This is a genomic window from Glaciibacter kafniensis (assembly GCF_039538945.1).
In the GTDB taxonomy this organism is placed as follows: Bacteria; Actinomycetota; Actinomycetes; order Actinomycetales; family Microbacteriaceae; genus Cryobacterium; species Cryobacterium kafniensis.
In genome coordinates this window covers 1-21,221 of sequence record NZ_BAABCN010000008.1, presented here as the reverse complement: position 1 = coordinate 21,221, position 21,221 = coordinate 1, and the positions used below count along the sequence as shown (strand labels likewise).

Annotated in this window: 16 protein-coding genes and 1 tRNA gene; 6 read left to right on the top strand and 11 right to left on the bottom strand. The window is 65.1% G+C overall.

Annotation, left to right across the window (positions count from 1 at the left end):
• Nucleotides 1–6 precede the first annotated feature (6 nt).
• The 4 genes from ABD791_RS13390 to ABD791_RS13375 all read right to left on the bottom strand — a co-directional run bounded on the left by ABD791_RS13390 (nucleotide 7) and on the right by ABD791_RS13375 (nucleotide 4,292).
• Nucleotides 7–912: a carbohydrate ABC transporter permease gene (locus tag ABD791_RS13390; RefSeq protein ID WP_345067872.1), complete on the bottom strand. Its 906-nt coding sequence runs from the start codon at nucleotides 910–912 to the stop codon at nucleotides 7–9.
• 5 nt (nucleotides 913–917) lie between these two features.
• Nucleotides 918–1,763, bottom strand: a complete 846-nt coding sequence (locus tag ABD791_RS13385; protein WP_345067541.1) for a carbohydrate ABC transporter permease — start codon at nucleotides 1,761–1,763, stop codon at nucleotides 918–920.
• Nucleotides 1,764–1,885: 122 nt separating this feature from the next.
• Nucleotides 1,886–3,160, bottom strand: a complete 1,275-nt coding sequence (locus tag ABD791_RS13380; RefSeq protein ID WP_345067538.1) for an ABC transporter substrate-binding protein — start codon at nucleotides 3,158–3,160, stop codon at nucleotides 1,886–1,888.
• Between the two features lie 79 nt (nucleotides 3,161–3,239).
• Nucleotides 3,240–4,292 carry an NAD(P)-dependent alcohol dehydrogenase gene (locus ABD791_RS13375; RefSeq protein ID WP_345067535.1) on the bottom strand — a complete coding sequence of 351 codons (1,053 nt, stop codon included), beginning with the start codon at nucleotides 4,290–4,292 and terminating at the stop codon, nucleotides 3,240–3,242.
• Between the two features lie 193 nt (nucleotides 4,293–4,485).
• Here ABD791_RS13375 and ABD791_RS13370 point away from each other — a divergent pair, with 193 nt between their 5' ends.
• The 4 genes from ABD791_RS13370 to ABD791_RS13355 all read left to right on the top strand — a co-directional run bounded on the left by ABD791_RS13370 (nucleotide 4,486) and on the right by ABD791_RS13355 (nucleotide 9,761).
• Nucleotides 4,486–5,451: a helix-turn-helix domain-containing protein gene (locus ABD791_RS13370; protein WP_345067533.1), complete on the top strand. Its 966-nt coding sequence runs from the start codon at nucleotides 4,486–4,488 to the stop codon at nucleotides 5,449–5,451.
• Between the two features lie 123 nt (nucleotides 5,452–5,574).
• Nucleotides 5,575–6,357, top strand: a complete 783-nt coding sequence (locus tag ABD791_RS13365; RefSeq protein WP_345067530.1) for a GntR family transcriptional regulator — start codon at nucleotides 5,575–5,577, stop codon at nucleotides 6,355–6,357.
• Between the two features lie 203 nt (nucleotides 6,358–6,560).
• Complete coding sequence (locus ABD791_RS13360; protein WP_345067527.1) at nucleotides 6,561–8,522, top strand: glycerophosphodiester phosphodiesterase; 1,962 nt, start codon at nucleotides 6,561–6,563, stop codon at nucleotides 8,520–8,522.
• 138 nt (nucleotides 8,523–8,660) lie between these two features.
• On the top strand, nucleotides 8,661–9,761 hold the full coding sequence (locus ABD791_RS13355) for a WxL protein peptidoglycan domain-containing protein (protein ID WP_345067525.1): 1,101 nt from the start codon (nucleotides 8,661–8,663) through the stop codon (nucleotides 9,759–9,761).
• Nucleotides 9,762–10,149: 388 nt separating this feature from the next.
• Here the strand turns inward: ABD791_RS13355 and ABD791_RS13350 are convergent, their stop codons facing one another.
• The 4 genes from ABD791_RS13350 to ABD791_RS13335 all read right to left on the bottom strand — a co-directional run bounded on the left by ABD791_RS13350 (nucleotide 10,150) and on the right by ABD791_RS13335 (nucleotide 15,916).
• A complete protein-coding gene (locus ABD791_RS13350; RefSeq protein ID WP_345067522.1) occupies nucleotides 10,150–13,680 on the bottom strand; it encodes an InlB B-repeat-containing protein in 3,531 nt (1,176 codons plus the stop codon).
• Nucleotides 13,681–13,983: 303 nt separating this feature from the next.
• Nucleotides 13,984–14,056, bottom strand: a tRNA-Arg gene (locus ABD791_RS13345).
• A gap of 50 nt (nucleotides 14,057–14,106) precedes the next feature.
• Nucleotides 14,107–14,442 carry an MmcQ/YjbR family DNA-binding protein gene (locus ABD791_RS13340; protein WP_345067520.1) on the bottom strand — a complete coding sequence of 112 codons (336 nt, stop codon included), beginning with the start codon at nucleotides 14,440–14,442 and terminating at the stop codon, nucleotides 14,107–14,109.
• Between the two features lie 49 nt (nucleotides 14,443–14,491).
• A complete protein-coding gene (locus ABD791_RS13335) occupies nucleotides 14,492–15,916 on the bottom strand; it encodes an MFS transporter (protein ID WP_345067517.1) in 1,425 nt (474 codons plus the stop codon).
• Nucleotides 15,917–16,033: 117 nt separating this feature from the next.
• Here ABD791_RS13335 and ABD791_RS13330 point away from each other — a divergent pair, with 117 nt between their 5' ends.
• Nucleotides 16,034–16,798: a flavodoxin family protein gene (locus tag ABD791_RS13330; RefSeq protein WP_345067515.1), complete on the top strand. Its 765-nt coding sequence runs from the start codon at nucleotides 16,034–16,036 to the stop codon at nucleotides 16,796–16,798.
• A 12-nt stretch (nucleotides 16,799–16,810) separates the two neighbouring features.
• Nucleotides 16,811–18,463, top strand: a complete 1,653-nt coding sequence (locus ABD791_RS13325) for a carboxylesterase/lipase family protein (RefSeq protein ID WP_345067512.1) — start codon at nucleotides 16,811–16,813, stop codon at nucleotides 18,461–18,463.
• A 144-nt stretch (nucleotides 18,464–18,607) separates the two neighbouring features.
• Here the strand turns inward: ABD791_RS13325 and ABD791_RS13320 are convergent, their stop codons facing one another.
• From ABD791_RS13320 to ABD791_RS13310, 3 genes are all read right to left on the bottom strand, one after another.
• Complete coding sequence (locus tag ABD791_RS13320; RefSeq protein WP_345067509.1) at nucleotides 18,608–19,003, bottom strand: RidA family protein; 396 nt, start codon at nucleotides 19,001–19,003, stop codon at nucleotides 18,608–18,610.
• 687 nt (nucleotides 19,004–19,690) lie between these two features.
• The gene (locus ABD791_RS13315) at nucleotides 19,691–20,317 is read right to left on the bottom strand and encodes a TetR-like C-terminal domain-containing protein (RefSeq protein ID WP_345067506.1); all 627 of its coding nucleotides are present in this window, start codon (nucleotides 20,315–20,317) and stop codon (nucleotides 19,691–19,693) included.
• Nucleotides 20,318–20,402: 85 nt separating this feature from the next.
• A complete protein-coding gene (locus ABD791_RS13310; protein ID WP_345067503.1) occupies nucleotides 20,403–20,951 on the bottom strand; it encodes a cysteine hydrolase family protein in 549 nt (182 codons plus the stop codon).
• Between the last annotated feature and the right edge of the window lie 270 nt (nucleotides 20,952–21,221).

Sequence of the window (21,221 nt, the reverse complement as noted above, 5' to 3'; positions counted from 1 at the left end):
TTCGATCTAACCTTTCACTCCGCCGGCCGTCATCCCACTCACCAGGTATGGCTGCAGGAACCAGTACACAATCATCACCGGGATGATCGAGATGAGGCCGGCCGCCATCAGCTCGTTCCAGTGAATTTCGACGTCGCTGATCATTGATGCGATGCCCTGTGGCATCGTCCAGTTCTCACGCGACAGCAGCAGGGTGCGGGCGAACAGCAGATCTGTCCAGGCCGCCGTTGCGGCCAAACCGAAGCACGCCGCGAGGCCCGGAACCGAGACCGGCAGGATGATGCGCCAGAGCACACCGAGTCGGGTGCAGCCGTCGACGAGCGCCGCCTCATCGATTTCACGGGGGATGCCGTCGAAGTACCCCTTCAGCGTCAGCGCCGTGAGCGGCGTGATGGCCGCGGTGTTGGCGAGAATGACGGCCGTCGAGGTGTCGAGGAGCCCGATCGCCTGGAACAACACGAAGAACGGCAGGGCGAGCAGCGTTCCCGGCAACACCCGGCCCATCAGGAACGTCATCCCAACCAGCTTCTGTCCGGGAATCGAGAACCGGGACATCGCATAGGCCGCGGTGACTGCGACTGCGGTGCTGAGCAGCGCAGAACCGAGCGTCACGAAACCCGACTGCAACAGCCAACTGACGATCGCCGTTTCGGTGAAGAGTGTCGTGAACGCGTCGAAGGAGAACGTTTGCCCGAACGGCAGGAGTGCCGGATTGCGGGAGAGCACGGCGGATGTCGGCAGGACGGCGGTCATGAACATCCAGTAGATCGGAAAGAACATGAAGCAGACGAGGGCGATCATGGTGATGAACGACCAATTGACGCGTCGCCGCTTTGCGGGACGACGCGCTTGTCGCGCGGTCGTTGCAGCGGTTGGGGCGATCGTGGTCGTCGTGGCCGTTGCGGTGGTCATGGTGCTCACAGGAATCCCTCCAGAGAACCTTTGTTCAAACGACGGAAGAGGAGCGCGACGAGCACAGCGACCAGCACAAACGTGACAATTCCCAGCGTTGCCGCGTTTCCGAGGTCGAACGACTCGAACGCCTGGTTGTAGATGCGTACCGCGGCCGTCTCGGTGGCGCCGTCTGGGCCACCCTGTGTCGACGCATAGATGAAGTCGAACTCGCGAAAGGAGTGCATGGCGCTGAAGAGCAATGCCACGAGGATGAAGGGGGCGAGCCCCGGAAGCGTGATCCACCGAAAGCGGGCCAGCCGCCCGGCTCCGTCAACTTCGGCCGCTTCGTATTGCTCCCGCGAGAGCGATTGAAGCCCGGCCAGAAGCATGAGCGTGAAGAACGGAATCGCCTTCCAACTCGTCGGGATGATCACGGCCAGAAGGGCCAGATTCGGGTCGCCAAACCAGTTCACGTCGGTGTCGATGAGTCCCACCGAACGCAGCAGGTAGTTCCACACGCCGTAGGTCGGCTGCATCATCCAGACGAAGGCGACGGTCGCCGTGACGCTGGGCACGGCCCAGGGAACGAGTGCAAGTGTGCGCAGGAGGCGCTGCCCCGGCATCCGTTGATTCAAGAGCAGCGCGATCATCAGGCCGCCGATGAACGGAAGCAAGGTGGACCCCACGGTGTAGATCAGTGACACGAGAAAGCTGCGCCAGGTGGCTGGGTCGCCGAGCACCTCGACGTAGTTGGTCAGGGTGAGCGGCGCCGCGAAGATGGCGCTGAGTCGCCCGAGTGACACATCGCGCAGACTCATACCCACGAGCAGTACCAGCGCGAAGACCAGCGAGCCCCCGACCGCGATCATGCTCGGCGCAATGTACGCGGCGGCGGTGATCCGGCTTCGTCGCGGTGCGCGCTTACGCGGCGCGCGGGGCCCGCGGTCTCCGGTGTGGAGACCGCGGACCCGGGTCAGGGTGTCTGACGTTGTCACGGCTTGAGACCTGCGTCATCGAGCGCTCGGTCGAGGTTGACGAGAATCTCGCGGCTCGGGGCGTCGCTCTGCAGGAGGCTGTGCAGTGCGGCGCCGGTGACCTCGGCGAACTTCGCGTAGTCGCTACGCAGACCCTCGTTGCTCGGGTCGATGATGAGCTTGCTTGCCTCGTGTGCCTCGACGATCGGTGCGGTGTCGGGGCTCTCCAGCAGCGACTGTGCCGTTCCGGGACGCGCGGTCGGGCTGGTGATGAGTTTGGAGTACGTCGTGAGTGATTCAGTCGAGGTCACGAAGTCGAGGAACTTCTCTGCGGCGGCACGGGTGTTCTCGTCGAGGTCGGCGGAGAGCGCGAGCCCATGGCTGACATCGCCCGGGCTGACCTCAAACGGGGTCGTCGCGATTTTGAGCGAGTCCACGAGGGCCGGGTCGGCCGTTCCCTGCACGGTTGCGTAATAGAAGGGCCCTTCGATCATCATGGCGCTGTTGCCGGCGAGGAAGGCCTCACGCTTGGCCGCGAAGTTCGTGCCGATCGGGCTGTACTTCTTACCGAGTTCGCGCCAGACATCGAGGGCCGCCACCACGTCGGGGTCGCTGAAGTTCCAGTCGCCATCCTTCACCCAGTCGGCTTTCATGCCGGTGGTGAAGACGAGAGCATCACGCACGAAGTTGACCGTGTTGTCGTCGGTGATGGCAAAGCCGAACTCATCGCCGGGCAGGTCGGTGACGGCCTTGGCCGCCGCGACGAGTTCTTCGGGCGTCGTGGGCACCCCGACACCGGCTTCGGTCAGCAGCGCTTCGTTGTAGAAGAGGTTGTAGCCGTAGTCGACGAGCAACACTCCATAGGATGTGCCATTCCATTCCATCGCCGACTGGGCCGCTGGCCATAGTTTGGGCACGTCGGTGGTCTTGAGGTAGTCATCGAGTGGCGCGAGAAACCCGGCCTTTGCCCAGGCCGGCAGCGTGGTGATCGGCGTGGGCACATGGATGATGTCCGGCTCGGAACCAGCGACGGCCTGAGTGGTGATCGTCGATCCGTAGTCGGCAAAAGCGGTCTGCTGAATCTCGACGGTGATCGTGGGGTTCGCCTTTTCGAACTTGCCGATGACGTCATCCCACCAGTCAGCGAATTCGTTCGAATACGACCAGGTTGAGAGAGTAAGGGCGATGTCCTCGGTGGCCTCAGGCTGAGCGCTTTGCGGGGCACAGGCCACGAGGGAGCCGACCAGAATCGAGCTGGCGGCGATCAACGAGATGCGCTTCTTTGCAGTCATCAGTCTTCCTTTTTTTGGGGGGGGTGGTTGGGGCGGTTGTGTGATTGGGGGTGTGATTGGGGGTGTGGCGGCTGGCCGGTCAGGCTGCTGCCTCGACGGGTGCGTTGGGAAGGATGAGTGTCTTGAACACACCCGGCCCGCCGGCGGTATCGATCGCGGTCGACGCGGCGTCGAGGGAGTAGCGGCCGGAGATGAGGGGCTCGACCAGCACCTTTCCCGTCGCAATGAAGTCGATCGCGAGCGGGAAGCAGTTCGCATAGCGGAAGACGCCGGTGACGGTCAGCTCCTTCTCCTGAATCCACGAGACCGGAACGTCGAGTCCTTGTGAGTCGCCCATTCCGACCAGCACGGCCGTGCCACCGGCACCGAGCAGGGCGATGCCGTCTCTGCTGGCGCGGAGGTTGCCGGAGCATTCGATGTGGACATCGAAATCTGCGCCGACAAAGTCAGACAACGACGGCGCGGAAACAACCTCATCTGCGCCGAGCTCGCGTGCGAGTTCGAGCTTGGCCGGATCGATGTCGGTGGCCATGACATGGCTCGCTCCGAACGCACGTGCCGCTTGCACAGCGAGAAGGCCCACCGGTCCGCAGCCGGTGACGAGCACGCGGCTGCCGGGGCGGATCCCAGCCTTCTGGCTTGCCCAGATCGCAACCGCGAGGGGCTCGACGAGAGCGCCGTGCTCTGCACTCATCTGAGCCGGCAGCGTGAATGCGTAGTCAGCGCGCACGGCGATGAATTGCTGAAGGGTGCCATCGACCGGCGGGGTGGCGTGAAAGACGACACCGGGGCACAGGTTGTAGCGCCCGATACGACACTCCACACAGCGGCCGCAGGGAATGCCCGGCTCGATGGCGACGCGGTCGCCGATGCGGTGCTGCCCGGATGCCGCACCGACGGCGACAATGGTGCCCGCCGTCTCGTGGCCAAGGATGAGCGGGGACTCAACGACATACTGACCGATGCGGCCGTGGCGAAAATAGTGCGCATCTGAACCGCACACTCCAACAGCGTCGACCCTGACCAGCACTTCGTCTGGCCCGATGTCGGGAACGCCCCGGTCCTCAATCCGGATGTTTCCGATGTCGGTCAGAACGGCCGCACGATTCCGGAGGGGATCGGTGTGCTCCATGCGTTGGGTTCCTTTCATGCCTCTCGGCGTCCGGGGTCACTCCCCGACATCCCGAGCATAGGAAAGGATTACCAAGCGATATAGCCACTATGTTGCCCATTAACAATACTTTCTTGCGCCAGCGGTCAGCTTATCATCGGTTTTTTGCCCAAATAGCAGGACTATGCACTAGCCCTGGTGTTATGGTGATCGCATGTCAGCACCCCGGAACACCCGGAGCAGCTCGTCGAAGAGCATCGATCTCCGTGCAGAGACGCTCGTGAACACGTCGGCTCATCGCGAGATCATCCCGCGCGACCCCGCTTCGTCATTCCGCTGGCGGGTGCACGGCTACCCCGATTCGCTTGCGAGGTGGAACTTTCATCAGGAGCTTGAGATCCACCTCATCCGTCGCGGAAACGGACGCTACATCATTGGCGACGTGGTGGGCGCGTTCGCGCCAGGGCATCTTGTGCTTGTCGGCTCCGACCTGCCGCACGATTGGATCAGCGATCTCGAGCCCGGTGAACTCATTGAAGATCGCGATGTCGTTTTGCAGTTGGATCCCGGTTGGCTGGAGGGCACACAGCGGGCAATTCCCGAGTTGCGCAACCTCGATCCGCTCCTCGTCCGCGCCCGACGCGGGATCGAATTTCACGGGGAGACGGCGCGACGCGGCGCCGAGACGATGGAAGCGATCGGCCTCGCCACCGGAGTGGCCGCCATAGTCGAGGTGCTGCGGCTTCTCGAAATCCTGAGCAGTGCCCCGGCAACCGACTGGCACCTGCTCAGCACGCGCGCCGTCGACCAGGCACCCGGCCCGGAGACGCACGACGTGATGGCGCATGCCCTCGACTACATTTTCGCCAATATCGACACCGAGGTGCGGCTCTCCGTTGCGGCGCGGCTCGCCGGGATGTCCGAATCGGCATTCTCACGCACGTTCAAAGCGGCGAGCGGTCAGACGTTCAGTGAAATGGTCAAGCGTCTGCGCCTGACGCAGGCGTGCCGAATTCTCGAACAGACGGATGCGACAGTGACAGCAGTGGCGCAGGCGGTGGGATTCTCAAATCTCTCCAACTTCAATCGCCGCTTTCGGGAGGAGTACCAGATGACGCCGAGCCAGTACCGCCGGGCGCAGGCCGCGCAGAGTCGGGAGACGATCGCGGCGCTGCGCTGACGCCGGGCCTGCCGCTGACGCCGGGCCTGCCGCTGACGCCGGGCCGGCCGCTGACGCCTTTCTGCCACCAATCGTCACCTCCAATCCACGCTGCTGTCACCCGTTCGGGGCACGCTCGAAGACATGACTTCGCTACATCCATCGACCGCACGACGTGCGGTCCGGCCGAGTGACACGTCGGTCCGATACCAGAAAATCGCCGAAGACCTCGAGGTCAAGATCCGCGCGGGGGTCTACCCCGTTGGCCGCGCATTGCCGGCGGAGGACTCCCTCGCCTGCGAATATGCGGTAGCCAGGGGGACGATCCGCCGTGCGCTCGCGACTCTCAACTCCGACGGCACCCTCATCGTCAGGCGCGGCTCACGGTGGGTGGTGAGGAGCGCGCCGATGCCGCGTGACCTGACCGTTCTGCGATCGTTCGGCCAATGGGCGATGGCGACCGGTCAAGCCTTTTCCGCGCGGACAGTGTCGCTCAAGCGCGGACGCGCCGATGCCACCGAATCGCGCGAACTGGGCGTGCGGCTCTCGAGCCCGGTATTGCGGATGGTGCGGGTCGAGTCAATCGATGGCCGTCCGATCATGATCAAGCGCACAACGTTTCCCGAACGACTGATCGCGGTGGTTGAGGCGGTGCCCGCCGACGCGCGATCGCTGATGGAGGTGATCGGGCGCACCGTCGGCCTGGCGCTTGCCTCAGGCGAGAATCGCATCGGCGCCATGCTTGCGAACGCCGCGGATCGGCGGCTACTCGAATTGGACGGCCCCGAGCCGCTGCTGCAGCTCGTGCGCTCGGCCCACGATTCGACCGGACGTGCATTTGAGCTGAGTGACGACCGCTACCTGGCCGACTCCGTGAACTTCACTCTGATGAATTCTGTTGAGGGGCGCTCCGCCCGAATCGGTTGAACTCGCGGCGAATCTCGCTGCTACCAATCTGACGGCTAAGTGACAAACAGGCTCGATCGTCACCGTGAGCGCCCAAACGTTTCGCCGTGCTCCACTGCGAGGCAATGAGGCGGCCTCTCTAGCGACGAGCTGCCCCCCTTGACTGGCTTCGCCACCCGTGAATGACGCGGGATGAGGCATCCGTTCATCAAGGAAGGCACATCATGAGATCGTTCTCGAAGGCGCGCATTGCGGGCGGGGCCGGAGCCGTTGTCACGGCTATCGGTGTTCTCGTCTCGGCTGTCGGCGTTGTACCGGCTGTCGCTGAGGAAGCGCCAGCCGATCGTGTTGTCCTCAGCGAGGACTTCTCAGGTTCAGCTCTGCCTGAGGGCTGGACCTCGGTCGGAGGAGACTGGCGGGTCGAAAACGGCCGGCTGGTCGGCAGCGCCACCGCCGGTCAGGCCCGGCTCACGTTCGGCGAACACCAGAAGAACTATCGTTTCGAGGCGACGGTTCGCTTCGAGAGCATCGCCAACTCGGCCCGCTGGCAGGCTCTCGGCCTCGACATGCCCGCCGACGGGTCGGTGCCCTGGCAGCACGCCGCCATGCGCTCAGGCACCACCTCATCGAACGGCATCGAGTTCGCACGCAAGACCGCGCAGAACACCTGGAATGTGACGGATGCGGCAGCCGGCCCCACCGACGCTGGCGTCGGCACCGACGTGCGCGTCGCGATCGAGGTCTACGGCAACACCGGCCGTTGGTACTTCAACGATCAGCTCGTGCTTGAGACCAAGCAGCTCGCCCGCACTGCCGATGGCATCTTCGGACTCGTGGTCGACGGTGCAACCGTCTCGTATGACGACATCGTGATCACCGAACTCGACCCGCTGCCGCCGATCGAAATGGTCGCACCGGGTGACACCGGCATCGTCATCGCCCACCGCGGAAACTCCTCGCTCGCACCGGAGAACACGATGCCCGCGTTCGTTTCGGCCGCGCGCAGCGGCGCCGACTACATCGAAATCGATATCTACCCCACCGCCGACGGTGTTCCCGTTGTCATCCACGACGGCACTGTCGACCGCACCACCGACGGCTCCGGCTCCGTGACGGCGATGACCCTCGAGCAGCTCCGCACGTTGGACGCCGGAAGCTGGTTCGCCGAGTCGTTCACCGGCACCCGCATCCCGACCCTTGAAGAGGTGCTCGCATTCGCGCAGACCTCCGGGTCGAAGATCCTGGTCGAGTACAAGGGACTCTGGAGCCCGGAACACTCGAAGACCACCACCGACCTGATCGCCCAATACGGCGTCGGTGAGCAGATCTTCGCACAGAGCTTCGACATCAACACCCTCGTGAACGTCGGTGCGGCCGACCCCGCGCTGCCGCTCGGCTACCTCGTCGGCGATTTTCCGGCCGACGCCGTCGCCGTCGCCGAGCAGTACAGCCTCGACGCCATCAACCCCGGCGCTGGCGCCGTGCTCGCACACCCGGAGACCCTGAACGCACTGAACGAGGCCGGCTACGGCGTGTTCCCGTACACGATCGATGACGCGGCAACCTGGGCGAGCCTCACCGCGCTCGGCGTCGAGGGCATCATCACGAACCGTCCCGACCGCTTGGCCGGCTGGAACTCCAGCTACAACAACGGTGGACGCCCAGGCGAAGAGGTTCCTGAGGCTGGCGAGAACGAGCAGCTGATCGGCGTCGATGTGGCCACGGATGCCGTCACCCCCAGTGGCGAGTTCACCTGGCGCTTCTCTTCCGGAGGCGCGGTCAGCCTCGGCGAGGCCGCTGTTCTGGGCGACGCCCTCTACGCCCAGGGAGCGATCAACCCGATCCTCGTGACCGACACCCGTCGCTACCCGGCGTCAACCTGGCAGCTCGCTGCGCAGGTGAGCGACTTCGTCGCCGGCGACAAGGCAATCTCGGCAGCGAACCTCGGCTGGTCGCCGCGTGTTGACGTCGCCGGTGCAGGTGCCGTCGCCGGCCCAGCCGTAGCCTCCGGGTTCGGTGGCATCGGTGCCGGCCTGTCGGAGCTTGCCGTTCTCGGCGAATCGGCAAACGACGAGTACAAGGGTGTTGAGAGCGCCCAGCTCGGTGCCGCACTCGACCTGCGCATCCCGCTCGACCAGAACTCGGGCTCGTACAGCTCGACGCTGACGATCACAGCCGTTCAGTGAACACAGCCGTTCAGTGAACACAGCCGTTCAGTAGGGGCTGCTCGCCCGCGTGACCCTGCAGGGTGCCGGTGAATCCGGCACCCTGCCTGTCAATCCCTCCGCTGCGGCCGCGCTCGCAGACAACAGAAAGCAGAAGACATGTCGTCCCGTCGAACGCGTGGCACCATTGCAGCCATCCTGATCTCACTCAGCTCAATCGGGCTTCTCCCGCAGGTTGCCCATGCGAACGAGCCGGCGGCGACGGCATCCGACACCGCCTGGAGCGTCACGCCGGTACTGGCCAGCAGCGGCGTCGAAAGGAGCAACTTTGCCTACGAGCTTGAGCCGGGTGCACACGTTGACGACGCCGTGCTCGTGCGCAATTCAGGTGTCGCCCCGCTGACACTCGCCGTGAGCGGAGCGGATGCCTTCACCACCGACGCGGGTCGCATCGACCTCGTCACCGAAACGACCGGTTCTGCCGACCTCGGAACCTGGATCACCCCGGCGGCAGGAGAGATCACGATCGACCCTGGGCAGCAGACGAGGGTCGCGTTCAGCGTTGCCGTGCCGGCCGACGCGCTGCCCGGCGATCACTCGGGAGCGCTGCTCACCGTGCTCGCGACCACTGGTGATCGCGGCATCGCCGTCAACATGCGCTATGCCACCCGGGTCTCCGTTCGTGTGGCCGGCGACCTGAATCCGACGCTCACGGTCGCCAAGCCGACGGTCGCCTACTCCCCGAGCTTCTGGCCGTGGGAGCCGGGTACCGTGGCGGTCGGCTACGCCGTGTCAAACACAGGCAACATGGCCTTGACAGCGCGGCAGCTGGTGCGGGTCGACGGCCCACTCGGCATCGGGCGCACCGAGCTCGTCTCCTCCCCCGACGAAGGCGCCGCATTCGCGGACGTGCGCGAGGTACTGCCCGGCGACAGCGTCGCGGTCGCTGCCGCGGTCGACGGCGTGGCGTCGTGGTGGCCGGTCGTGACCGTGACCAGCCAGGTGGCCCCGCAGGCCGTCACCAACGGGATCGTCACGAACGCAGACGGTGTGCCGACGGTGTCGACGGTCGAATCGACGGCCGTGGCGTGGGGGATCTCTCCGGGGCTCGTCATCCTGCTGACATCTCTCGCGGTCGTTGCCCTGGTCGTGGTGCTGCGCATTCGTCGCACATTTGTCCCTGCCGTCAGGTCGCGTGGTATGCGTCGCCGTCTGGCGGTCGCGCGAGGAAAGACCGGTCTTGAACACGGGGGCGCCTGATCGCCCGAACCGCTCCCGCAGACCGCGGAAGAAGGTGCGCACGTCGCCGACGAGCAGGTCAGGCACCTCCAGAGCCGGGAAGTGACCACCGCTCTCGAACTCCGACCGATGCACCACGTTGTTCTCCCGCTCGGCGATGGCTCGAACGCCGACATCGCCGGGAAATACTGCCACACCAGACGGCACCTCGGATCGCTTCGCCGGTTGCCCCCAACTCACGCGCCCCTCCTTGTAGAGGCGAGCCGAGGATGCGGCAGTGTTGGTGAGCCAGTACACACTGACGTTGGTCAGAATCAGGTCGCGATCAGCGGCATCCTCCGGAAGCTCGACTCACCAGAAAACGAGAGAACCCCGGTCAGGCTTTCGCCTGACCGGGGTTCTGCAGCGACTAGCTGGTCGCTCGCCGGCGTCTGGCCAACACCAGACCCGCAAGACCGGCGCTGAGCAGCAGCGCAGCAGCGGCTCCGACGAGGCCGGCATCCACACCAGTCCCGGCCAAGTTCTGGACAACGCCAGTGGCGGTGGGCTTGCCGACAATTGGCGGCACGACCACGGGCGGGTTCACAGCCGGCGGCACCACGACGGGCGGGTCGACAACCGGCGGCACAACGACGGGCGGGTCCACAACCGGCGGATCCACAACCGGTGGGTCCACAACCGGCGGATCCACAACCGGCTCCTCAGACTCACAGGAGGTGCCGGCAACGGTGATCGTCGCGCTGGCGGTGACCTGAGCGGCGGCATCCGTCAGGGTGATCGTGTGTGCACCGGCAGCCGTACCGGCCGGGATCGTCGCCGAGAACAACACCGCACCGGCCGCAGTCGCCGTAGCGGAGCCCAAAGACGTAGCCGGGCTCAACGTGACCTTTACCGGCGCATTCGGCGCGAAGTTCTCACCCGTGACTGTGACCTGGCCACAGGCGGTAACCGTCGTGGCGGAGAGTGTCGTAGTCGGATCAAGCGGGGTCACAAAGTAGATGGTGCTCGCAGTCGACGAGAATTCACCCACGTGGAATGCGGGCGTGCCCTGCTTGGTGATGTCGTAACTCCAGAGATCCGTGACCATTGAGTCGTTGTAGGTGTTCAACCAGAGCACGCCGTTGCTGTCGAAGTCTGCGTTCACTGCGACGTTGTCGCGGTTGCTGAAGAGGCCACCGACCGTGGTGGCCGTCACGCCGCCCGCGGTCACCGCGAGCGTGAACACCTTGTACCTGTCCGTCGCGTAGAACACCCCACTGGGGCTCGAGGCGAGACCCATCAGTTCGCCTTCGATATCACCGGTGATCGCTCCGACCAGAGTGACGACGCCGGTTGTCAGATCGACTGTGGCGAGGGAGACGACTCCGGTTCCATTCTCGCTCACGAGGATGTGTGCGAGGCCGTTGGCGTCAATATCGAGGTCGTAATACCTGGCCGCATCGATGAAGCTGGCGGGGTTCACGAGTGGCACAGTCGCTTCGACCGCTCCGGTGAGCGAATTCAACACCTTCAGCGAAGATGACTCCAGCGGATCGGCGTCACTGGTGACAAGGTATTCGCGATGAGTCACGGGGGAGAAATCGCTTCCCTCGCCGAAAACCGGGCTGAGCCCCGTCAGCGAGACCGGGTTGCTCGATTGGGCGTTCGTGGTGTCAATATCCTGGCGAGTTGTCGTCGGTTCAGTGCTGATCATCCGAAGCGTCTCCCCCGTTGCCGGAGCCGCGGTCGCGTTTGATCTCCACTGCGCGTAGACAGTGGCGTTCGCGGTAACAAGCGCGCTGAAGTCCCAAGCGCTGCCGCCACTCGCCGCGGTGAACCACCCGGCGAATGTGTAGCCGGTGCGGGTCGGCGCCGTCGGAGCGGCAATCGCACTGCCGTAGCTGGTCGTGATGGAGTCAACCGCCGTGCCGCCCCGCGCGTCAAAGCTCAGCGTGCGCGGGTCAGTAGTCCACTGCGCGTATACCGTGACGCTCTCCGTGACCGCGTCAGCAAAGTTCCACGCGCTGCCGCCACTCGCCGCGGTGAACCAATCGACGAAAGTATGGCCGGTGCGAGTCGGCGCCGCCGGAGCAGCGACGACAGTGCCGTACTCGGTCGTGTACGAGTCGACCGCCGTGCCGCCCTGAACATCGAACGTGACGATGCGCAGGTCTGCGGTCCAGCGTGCGTACAGAGTGATGCTAGCCGTGACCCCGTCAGCAAAGTTCCAGGCGCTGCCGCCACTCGTCGCCGTGGTGTACCACCCGGCGAAGGTGTGCCCCGTGAAAGTCGGAATCGTCGGAGCAGCGATGACGCTGCCGTAGCTGGTCACGATGGGGGAAACCGTCGTGCCGCCCTGCGCGTCAAAACTCACAGTGCGCGGGTCTGCTGTCCAGCGCGCGTACACCGTGACGTTCTCGGTGACCGGGGCGCCGAAGTTCCAGGCGCTGCCGGCACTCGCCGCCGTGGTGTACCACCCGGCGAAGGTGTGCCCCGTGAAAGTCGGAATCGTCGGAGCAGCGATGACGCTGCCGTAGCTGGTCACGATGGGGTCAACCGTCGTGCCGCCCTGCGCGTCAAAACTCACCGTGCGCGGGTCTGCTGTCCAGCGTGCGTACAGAGTGATATTCTCCGTGACCCCGGTTGCAAAGTTCCAGGCGCTGCCGCCACTCGTCGCCGTGGTGTACCACCCGGCGAAGGTGTGACCCGTGAGAGTCGGCACCGTCGGAGTGGTAATCGCACTGCCGTAGCCGGTTGTGATGGGGGCAACCGTCGAACCGCCCTGCGCGTCAAAGCTCACCGTGCGCGGGTCAGCTGTCCACTGCGCGTACACCGTGACGTCACCAGAGATCGTCGAATCAGCCGTCCATGCCGTGCTGCCGCTGGCAGTGGTGAACCAACCGGTGAAGGAGTACCCGACCCGAGTCGCAACGGGCAGCGCAATTTCCGCATCCGTGAGACTCGTCGCGAAAACACGCTTGCTGCTTTCGGCAGCGGGGGCCGCGTTGAACGTCACTACATAGTTGTGTTCCGTGATGTTCTCGGGGTGAGTAACAATGGGCTCGAAGTCCACGGCTGTGAGGATAATGCTTCCCGTGTTCTCGAGCACACCGTTCACGGTGAGGGCACCCTGATTTCGGATGACGCCGCTGTTGACAACGGTGATTCCGGCCGGAATGGTAAGCGTGGCGCCCGTGAAAATCAAGGTGCCCGCGTTCGACAGTGAGCCGAATCCGGTCCCGCTGCGGCCCGCGCCGACGACGTTCTGCACTCCGTAGGCGGTGACAACGGCATCGTTCCCAATTGTCACTGCCCCGCCTGCGCCGCCGTAGCCGCCGCCGATGCCCGAACCGAAGAGCCCGCCGATCGCCTCGACGGTGCCGCCGGAGATGTTGACAGGTCCGCCGTTACCCGAGTATCCCCCGCCGATTCCGGCGCCTTGGCCGCTGCTGGCGCCTGCGAGCGCGGCTACTGTCCCCCCGGTAATCGTGATGGTTCCGATGGCAGAGCCACCGGACGCGCCACCGATTCCGGCGCCGTTTGTCGAGCCCTGGGCTGTCACCGTGCCGCCCGTGATTGTGATGTTGCCGGAATTAGCGCTGATCGCGTTTCCGCCGATTCCGGCGCCGCCCCCCGCGCCGGCGGTGGCGATAAGGGAGCCGCCGCCCGCGCTGTCAGAAACCGTGAGGTTGGCGCCCGCGGGCACACCGATACCTGCGTAACCCGTCTTTGCCACAATCGAAAGCTGGTGGCCGGCGAGGTCGAGAGTGACGCTCGCGGCACCGACGATGATTGGCGCATCCGTCGCTGACACGTCAATGTTCGTATCGAGCGTGACGGTTCCACCCGTGGTGAATTCGGCAGCCAGACCGGCGGGGCTATTGACCAGTGCGTCGGCGGATGCCGGTGCCACCGGCGCGACGATGAAGCCCACCGCGAGCAGCGCGGCCGTTGTGCTCACCGCCGCGATCATCCGTCGCAGCGAGCGACGTGGTGGGTCAATATTCGTCGTTAAATGTGTAAGCGTCACTGTGTCATTTCTCCTTCGGCGGGCAAGCCGCTTTCGAGGCTAACGACGCGACCGCCTCGGAGACAATGGACCTAGGTCTACACAAAGCCCCGAACGTCGCCCCCACAACGGGGCTGTGCAGTGGGCTCGATCACCGATGTCGAGTTTCGAGAATGACCCATCGGATCTCGACACGCTCGATCACCGGACAAACAGAAAAGGCCCCGTCCGAAGACGAGGCCTTTTTCAACACTGTGCGCCCGGAGGGATTCGAACCCCCAACCTTCTGATCCGTAGTCAGATGCTCTATCCGTTGAGCTACGGGCGCATGTTTCCTGTCGAGCGGAACGCTCGGAGGCAACTTGAAAACTATATCAGCTATCTGGAGGGCCTCGTGCCCAACAGGGCCACCTGACGTTTCAAAGCGACCTGCCGGTATGACGTTTCGATCAATTCGGCGAGCTCAACCCAGTCGATTTTCGGCGGATCTATGCCGATCGCGAGCCATCCGCCGGCTCCGGCATAGGGCGGACTGAAAAAACGTGCATCTTCGATCAGGGCGCGTCGCTCCTCGATATCGGGCTTGAAAACCAGGGTATGCGGCAGATTGGGGTGCGTTCCGACGACGGCGAAGATGCGCGACCCGGCTCCCGAGCCCACCCGAAAACTGGGCCGACCCCACGACGGCACTTCACTCGACTCGGGAAGCGCCAATCAGATCTCCCGCACGCTCTGCACAATCGGATCGTCTGGTTCGAAAATCTCAGGATGCTCCATCGGGTTTCCTCACTCGCACCGGGTTAACGGGAGGTGTGAGCGTTTCGGGCACTGCGGCATCCGTTTGCGCACGGGGCGTGCGGATGCCGAGCCACGATACGACGCCGCCGGCGAACATGAGCACGGCGACGACAGCCATCGCCCGCTGGAACCCGGCGATGTCGAGCGTCTCGCCGATGATCGCTCCGGTCATCGCGATGGCGATCAAGCCGGCGACCCGCGCCACCGCGTTGTTAATGGCCGACCCGATGCCGGCCTGGTCCGAGCTGATCGCCCCCAGCACGGCGGCGGTCAGCGGCGCAACAGTGATGGCGAGCCCCAATCCGAGCAGAATGACCCCCGGCACGACGTGCAGCCAGAAGTCGATCGGCGGCACGGCCGTCGTCAGAAAGAGAAACCCGGCACTGGCGACGAACGGGCCGATGGTCATGAACAGGCGCGGGCCGTGTTTGGCGGCGAGCGACCCGAACAGGGTGGCGAAGGCCAGCATCATGATCGTTGCCGGAACGCTCGCAAGGCCGGCCGCGGTGGCGGAGTAGCCCCCGACTTCCTGCAGGTAGAGCACGAGCACAAACGGACCAAGGCTCAGGGCCGCATAGATGCCGGCCGTCGCCAGGTTTCCGACCCAGAAATTGCGCACCCGAAACAGCCCGAGTGGCATCATCGGATGCGCCGCGCGCGCCTCCCACCAGAGGAACGCAGCGAAGGAGGCCAGCCCAATCACCAGGGGCAGGTACACCTGAGGGTTGTCCCACCCAACACGGCCCTGCTCGATCAGCGCGTAGACCGGACCGCCCAGGCCGACCGCCGCCAGGCAGGCGCCCAGCACGTCGATGGGCGGCGCCGGAGTCGTGCGGGCCGGCTCGGTGATCTTCGCCAGAATGATCAGCGTCACGGCGATCGGAATCACGTTGATCGCAAACACGTAGCGCCAGCTCAGGGTGTCGACGAGCACCCCGCCGAGCAGCGGCCCGGCGATTCCGGCGATGCCGGTCAGTCCCGTCCAGGCCCCGATCGCCTTGCCGCGGGCGACCCCGCTGAAGTTCGAGGTGATCAACGCGAGCGAACTCGGCACCAGCAACGCCGCGGCCACCCCCTGCAGAATACGAGCGATGACGAGCACGATCCCCGTCGGGGCCAGCGCGCAGGCCAGCGACATGATGCCGAACCAGATCAGCCCGATCCGCATGACCCGGATGCGCCCAAAAGTGTCGGAGAGCGACCCCGCGATCAGGATGAGCGCGCCGAGGCTGAGCAGATAGCCGTCGACGACCCATTGCTGCAACGGCAGGCCGCCGCCCAATTCCTCCTCGATTGCCGGCAGGGCGACGTTGATGATCGATCCGTCGAGAAACGCGACGAAGGAGGCGAGGATGGCGACGGTCAGGATCCGGCGCTGGAGGGGAGTCACTCGCTTAGTTAACTCTCTCGCAGTGCCGAGGAGAAGACTGCGGTGAAGAGTGCGACGGCAAACCGCGGTGCAATCAAGCCTCTAGCCAGTGTTCGGCGCCGGTGCTTAGCTGGCGTCATGGGCACCACCGGCAGCATCCCGAACGTTTTCGACCAGAACGGTTTCAACCAGAACGGTTTCAACTACGCAGGGCTGCGCGCCCTCTTCATCAACTGCACCCTCAAGCGCTCCCCCGAAGTCAGCAACACCCAGGGCATCGTCGACCTGAGCGCCGCGTTGATGCGGGCTCAGGGCCTGCAGGTGGACAGCATCCGGGCCATCGATCACGACATCGCCACGGGCGTCTATCCCGATATGACCGAGCACGGCTGGGAGACGGATGCCTGGCCAGGGCTGTTTGAATCGGTGCGGGCCGCCGACATCCTGGTGCTCGCCGGACCGATTTGGCTCGGCGACAACGGCTCAGTCACCAAGCGCGTCGTGGAGCGGCTCTACGCCATGTCCGGCCTCTTCAACGAAGCCGGACAGTACGTCTACTACGGAAAGGCCGGCGGGGCAATCATCACCGGCAACGAAGACGGCGTCAAACACTGTGCGTCGAACCTGCTTTATAGCCTGCAACACATCGGCTACACGATTCCGCCCGCCGCCGACGCCGGCTGGATCGGCGCGATCGGGCCGGGCCCGAGCTACCTCGACCCCGGTTCCGGCGGCCCCGAGAACGATTTCACCAACCGCAACACCACGTTCATGACCTGGAACCTGATGCATATGGCCGCGCTCCTGAAAAGCAACGGAGGCATTCCCGCCTACGGAAACCTCCGACGGGAGTGGGACAACGGCGAGCGTTTCGGGTTCGAACCGAACCCCGAGTATCGGTAGTGCAGGCACCCGGTGACCATCGGCCCGACGGTGCCCCTGACATCCGCTCGTCTGTCGGCGAAGCACCCGCTCGACGTTCGGCTGCGCGGAGGCATCGTGCGCGGCGTGCGCGAGGGTGGGTTGCTCGCCTGGCGCGGCATTCCCTACGCGGCTCCTCCGGTCGGCCCGCTGCGCTTTCGAGCCCCACAGCCGGCCCCTCCATGGGAGGGCGTGCGCGACGCCTCCCGCTACGGCAACGTCGCCGCCCAGTTGTATCGGGGTCAGTTCAAGGGCGTTGACCCCCGGCTGCCGGCGGGCGAAGACTGCCTCACCATCAACGTCTTGTCGGCGGCCGCCACCGGTCGGCGCAGACGGCTCGGGCTGCCGGTGATGGTCAACATTCACGGGGGCGGCTACAGCACCGGATCCTCCCAGGACTTCTCCGGCCAAGGCGTCGGCTTCGTGCAGACCGGCCGGGTCGTCTACGTCAGCTTCAACTACCGTCTCGGCCCGCTCGGCTATCTCCATTTCGACCGCTACTCCACCCCCGAGCACCCGATCGACAGCAATCTCGGCCTGCGCGACCAGGTGGCGGCGCTGGCCTGGGTGCGTGACAACATCCGTGCGTTTGGCGGAGACCCGAACAATGTGACGCTCTTCGGTGAGTCGGCGGGCGGCAACGCCGTCACCACGCTGATGGCGACCCCGGCCGCCGCCGGACTGTTCACCCGCGCCATCGCACAAAGCCCGCCATCGAACGCCGTCTACTCTCGCGAGCTCGCGGACTCCTGGGCCGAGGAATATGTGGCGCTTCTGCGGGCGAATCTGGCCTCCCCCGCAGCCGCGCCCACCGCGCTTCCGGGCCGGCTGCTTGCGGGCCGGCTGGCCGCCAGCGCACCGATTGCTCCGCCGATCGTCGGGCTGCCCGATGGCGAGCTGCTGCTGGCCGCGGATGTCGACGCCCTGCTGGCCGCATCGCTCGCCCTGCAACTGCGGGTGCCAGACGACTACCCGGGAACCTTCTGTCTCGCCCCCGTCGTCGATGGCGATTTTCTACCCGAACGCCCTCTCGCCGCCTTCAAGGCCGGACGCGCGCACCGGGTGCCACTGATAATCGGTACCAACCAACGCGAGGGGTCGGCTTTTCGCGGTCGTGTCGAGATACTGCCGAGCACGCGTGGGCGCATCCGCCCGCTGTTTCAGCAGGGCCCTCCCGCCGCCCGCGAGGCGCTGCGCGACGCCTACCGTGGGCTGCCCGCCACTCGGCCGGCCGTGGACTTCGCCGGAGATTCGGCGTTCTGGTTTCCGAGCGTCACCGTCTGCGATTACCACTCACGCTTTGCACCGGTACACGCCTACCGGTTCGACGTCGCTCCCCGTCTGATGCGGCTGCTCGGGCTCGACGCCACCCACGGCATCGAAATGCTCGCACTGTTCGACCGCACGACCACCGCGGCCTCCCGCACCATGACGGCGCTCGGTGGACGCGAACCGTTTCTGCGAGCCGGCGAACGGATGCGACGGCACTGGTTGCGTTTCGCCTGCACCGGCATCGTCGACGCAAGCTGGCCGATCTATACCGAGGACAACCGGCTGACCCTGATCATCGACGCCGTCGACCGGGTGGAGTCCGATCCGCGCGGTGAGCGTCGGCGGGCCTGGCGGGCCTTTCTGCCGGAGATCTAGGGCGCGCGACAGTGGCGAGCGCGAATCACGGACTCGCAGCCTCACCCGTGCTGATCGCAGAAACCGCAATTGTCACCTGAGACCGCACAATCGGTGCGGTCTCCGGTGACAATTGCGCAATGTGAACGGTTTTTGATGCGGCCGTTACGCTCCGAGGATCGCGTCGAGTTCGATCTCGACCAGCAGGTTGTCAGCGGCGAGTGCGGCCACCGCGAGAATGACGATCGACGGGCGGATCTCGCCGAAGATCTCGCCATGCACGGCACCGACGGCATCGAAATCAGCGATGTCGGTGAGGTAGACGCGAGTGCGCACGACATCGGCGAACGTCGCGCCGGCTTCGGTCAGTGCCGCCTCGATGCGCACGAAGACCTCGCGAGCCTGGGCCGCGGCATCCGCCCCGCCGACCGGGCCATCGGGCGAGCCGGCGGTGGTGCCCGAAACGAAGACCTGGTTGCCCACGCGCACGGCGCGGGAATAGCCGAGGATCGGCTCGTAGGCGGAGCCTGATGAAATGTTCTGACGCGTTGACGAGGCCATGGTTCTCCTTGCAGATGATCGGTCGATTGGGTCAATTCTGACGGATGCGCACCGGCTGCGCCGCCGCAAGCGGTCGAGGCTCATCGCAGTCTCGTTGGTCGAGGAACGAGCGAGCGCAGCGACACCGTTTTCGTTGATCGAGGAGCACGCGACGCAGGAGCGCGCGTCTATGAGGTATATGACCGTTTCGTTGATCGAGGAGCGCGCGAGCTTGCGAGCACGCGTCTATTAGGTATATGGGCCATTTCGTTGGTCGAGGAGCACGCGACGAAGGAGCGCGCGTCTCGAGACCCGGCGAGCCGATCTCTTGACTTGGGTTGCGTTTGAACGTCGGCTCACCGGGTCTCGAGACGGCCGCGGGCGGCCTCCTCGACCAACGAAATGGTCCAATTCGTCCACCACAATGCAGCGCAGCGGCGCCACAGCTCGAGATCTCGCGAGCCAATCCTTGAACTCGAGTTGCGTTTGAACGTCGGCTCGCGAGGTCTCGAGACTCGCTGGCGCTCGCTCCTCGACCAACGAAATGGTGATATTCGTCCACCACCATGCCGCGCAGCGGCCCGGAAGCTCGAGACCGGGCGAGCCGATCTCCGGACCTGGGTCGCGTGTGAGGGCTGGCCTACGAGGTCTCGACACGCTCGACCAACGGACGCGGCGATGGGCGCTCGCACGCAGGACGCCGGCGCGCTACGCTTCCTCGGCAGCGAGCGGTGCCGCCAGGCGCGGCGGGGTTGCGATCAGCGCCGCGATGACCTGCCGCAGGGTGGCCTCGACGAGCGATGAGCCGGCCAGATAGCGCTCGTAGAGTCCGAGCCCGAGTGCGGTGTGCAGAATGGTGCGGCTGTCGGCATCAGCCGGCAGCTCGCCGCGCTCGATCGCACGATCAAAGATCACCTCGGCGATCGCGTCGCGTCCGTTCAGCACTTCTTCCCGCAAAAACTCGGCGACCTCAGGTTCAAGCATGGCGGTCCAGGCCACCGGGGCCAGCCGTCCGTACTTCAGAAACGACGGGCCGACCCGCACATGCTCAACAAGATCGTCAAGCAGGTTTCCGTTGTCGATCACGGAGGAGCTTTGGCCGACATACTCCGAGGCGATCGCGGCGGCCACCAGATGTGGCTTTGTTCCCCACCGCCGATAGATCGTTGTTTTCGAGCACCCGGCATCTGCGGCAACAGTTTCAATCTCGAGCCGTGGATAGCCGACGGTGCTCAGCTGCTCAAGGACGGCTTTGAATACTCGCTCGCCCAGAGCAACATCTATCGGGCGGCCGCGGCGAGGAGCGGGGCGCAGCGCTGGCAGTGGAGTCGACATTGCTGGCAATGATAGCGCCGCCAACTTGGCGATAGATGGCAAGGTTTCGGAATAAGACCGGCGAGAAATGGTCATCGGCGCGGCCTCAGCTGCGTTCGATGAGTTCGCGGCTGCTGACGACCTGGGCGTAGCCGTCGGCCAAAGCGGCCATGAACGATGCATGCACGAGCTCGCCGGGGAGTGCGGCTCCGTTGAACTCAAGGTTCGGTGCCGCACAGGCGTCGTGAGCGACAGTGACGCCGAATCCGAGGTCAGCCGCGGCACGCACCGTGGCGTCGACGCACATGCTGCTCATCATGCCGACGACGACGAGGTCGCTGAGCTCGGCATCCCGCAGCTGCTTCTCAAGATCGGTGCCGAGAAAGGCATTCGGAGCTTCCTTCTGCACCAGGCTTTCGCCGGGCAGCGGCGCGACGAGGGGATGAATCTCGAAGCCGGGCGTGCCGGGGCGCATGAATGTCGCGTCGGGCGCATCCCAGATGTGCTGGATGTGAATGACCGGCTCACCCCGTGCTCTGAAGTGCGCGAGCAGCCGGGCCGCGGCATCTGCCGCCGCCTCTGGCCCGACCAGCGGGTTGGCGCCGCCCGGAAAGTAGTCCTGCTGAATATCGATGATGACAAGAGCTCGCGTCATTGCGTTCCTTCCAGTCGTCCAGTCGTGGGAGCGGGGCAGGGCGGTGATGCCAGAAACGAGAGTCAGCGTAGCGCAACCCGCCTCCTCCGGGACCGCTTTTTGCTCGTCCACGGTATGCGCACGCAAAGAAGGAGATTCTGCGACACGCCGCTCTCGGCCGCCTGGGCCGACCCAGGGATTCCGGTCAGTGTCCTGTGGATGATTTTCTATGCTGCCATAGGTCGAAGCTCGGCGAGTTTCTCGGCCGGTGTCAGGTAGCCCAATGCTTGG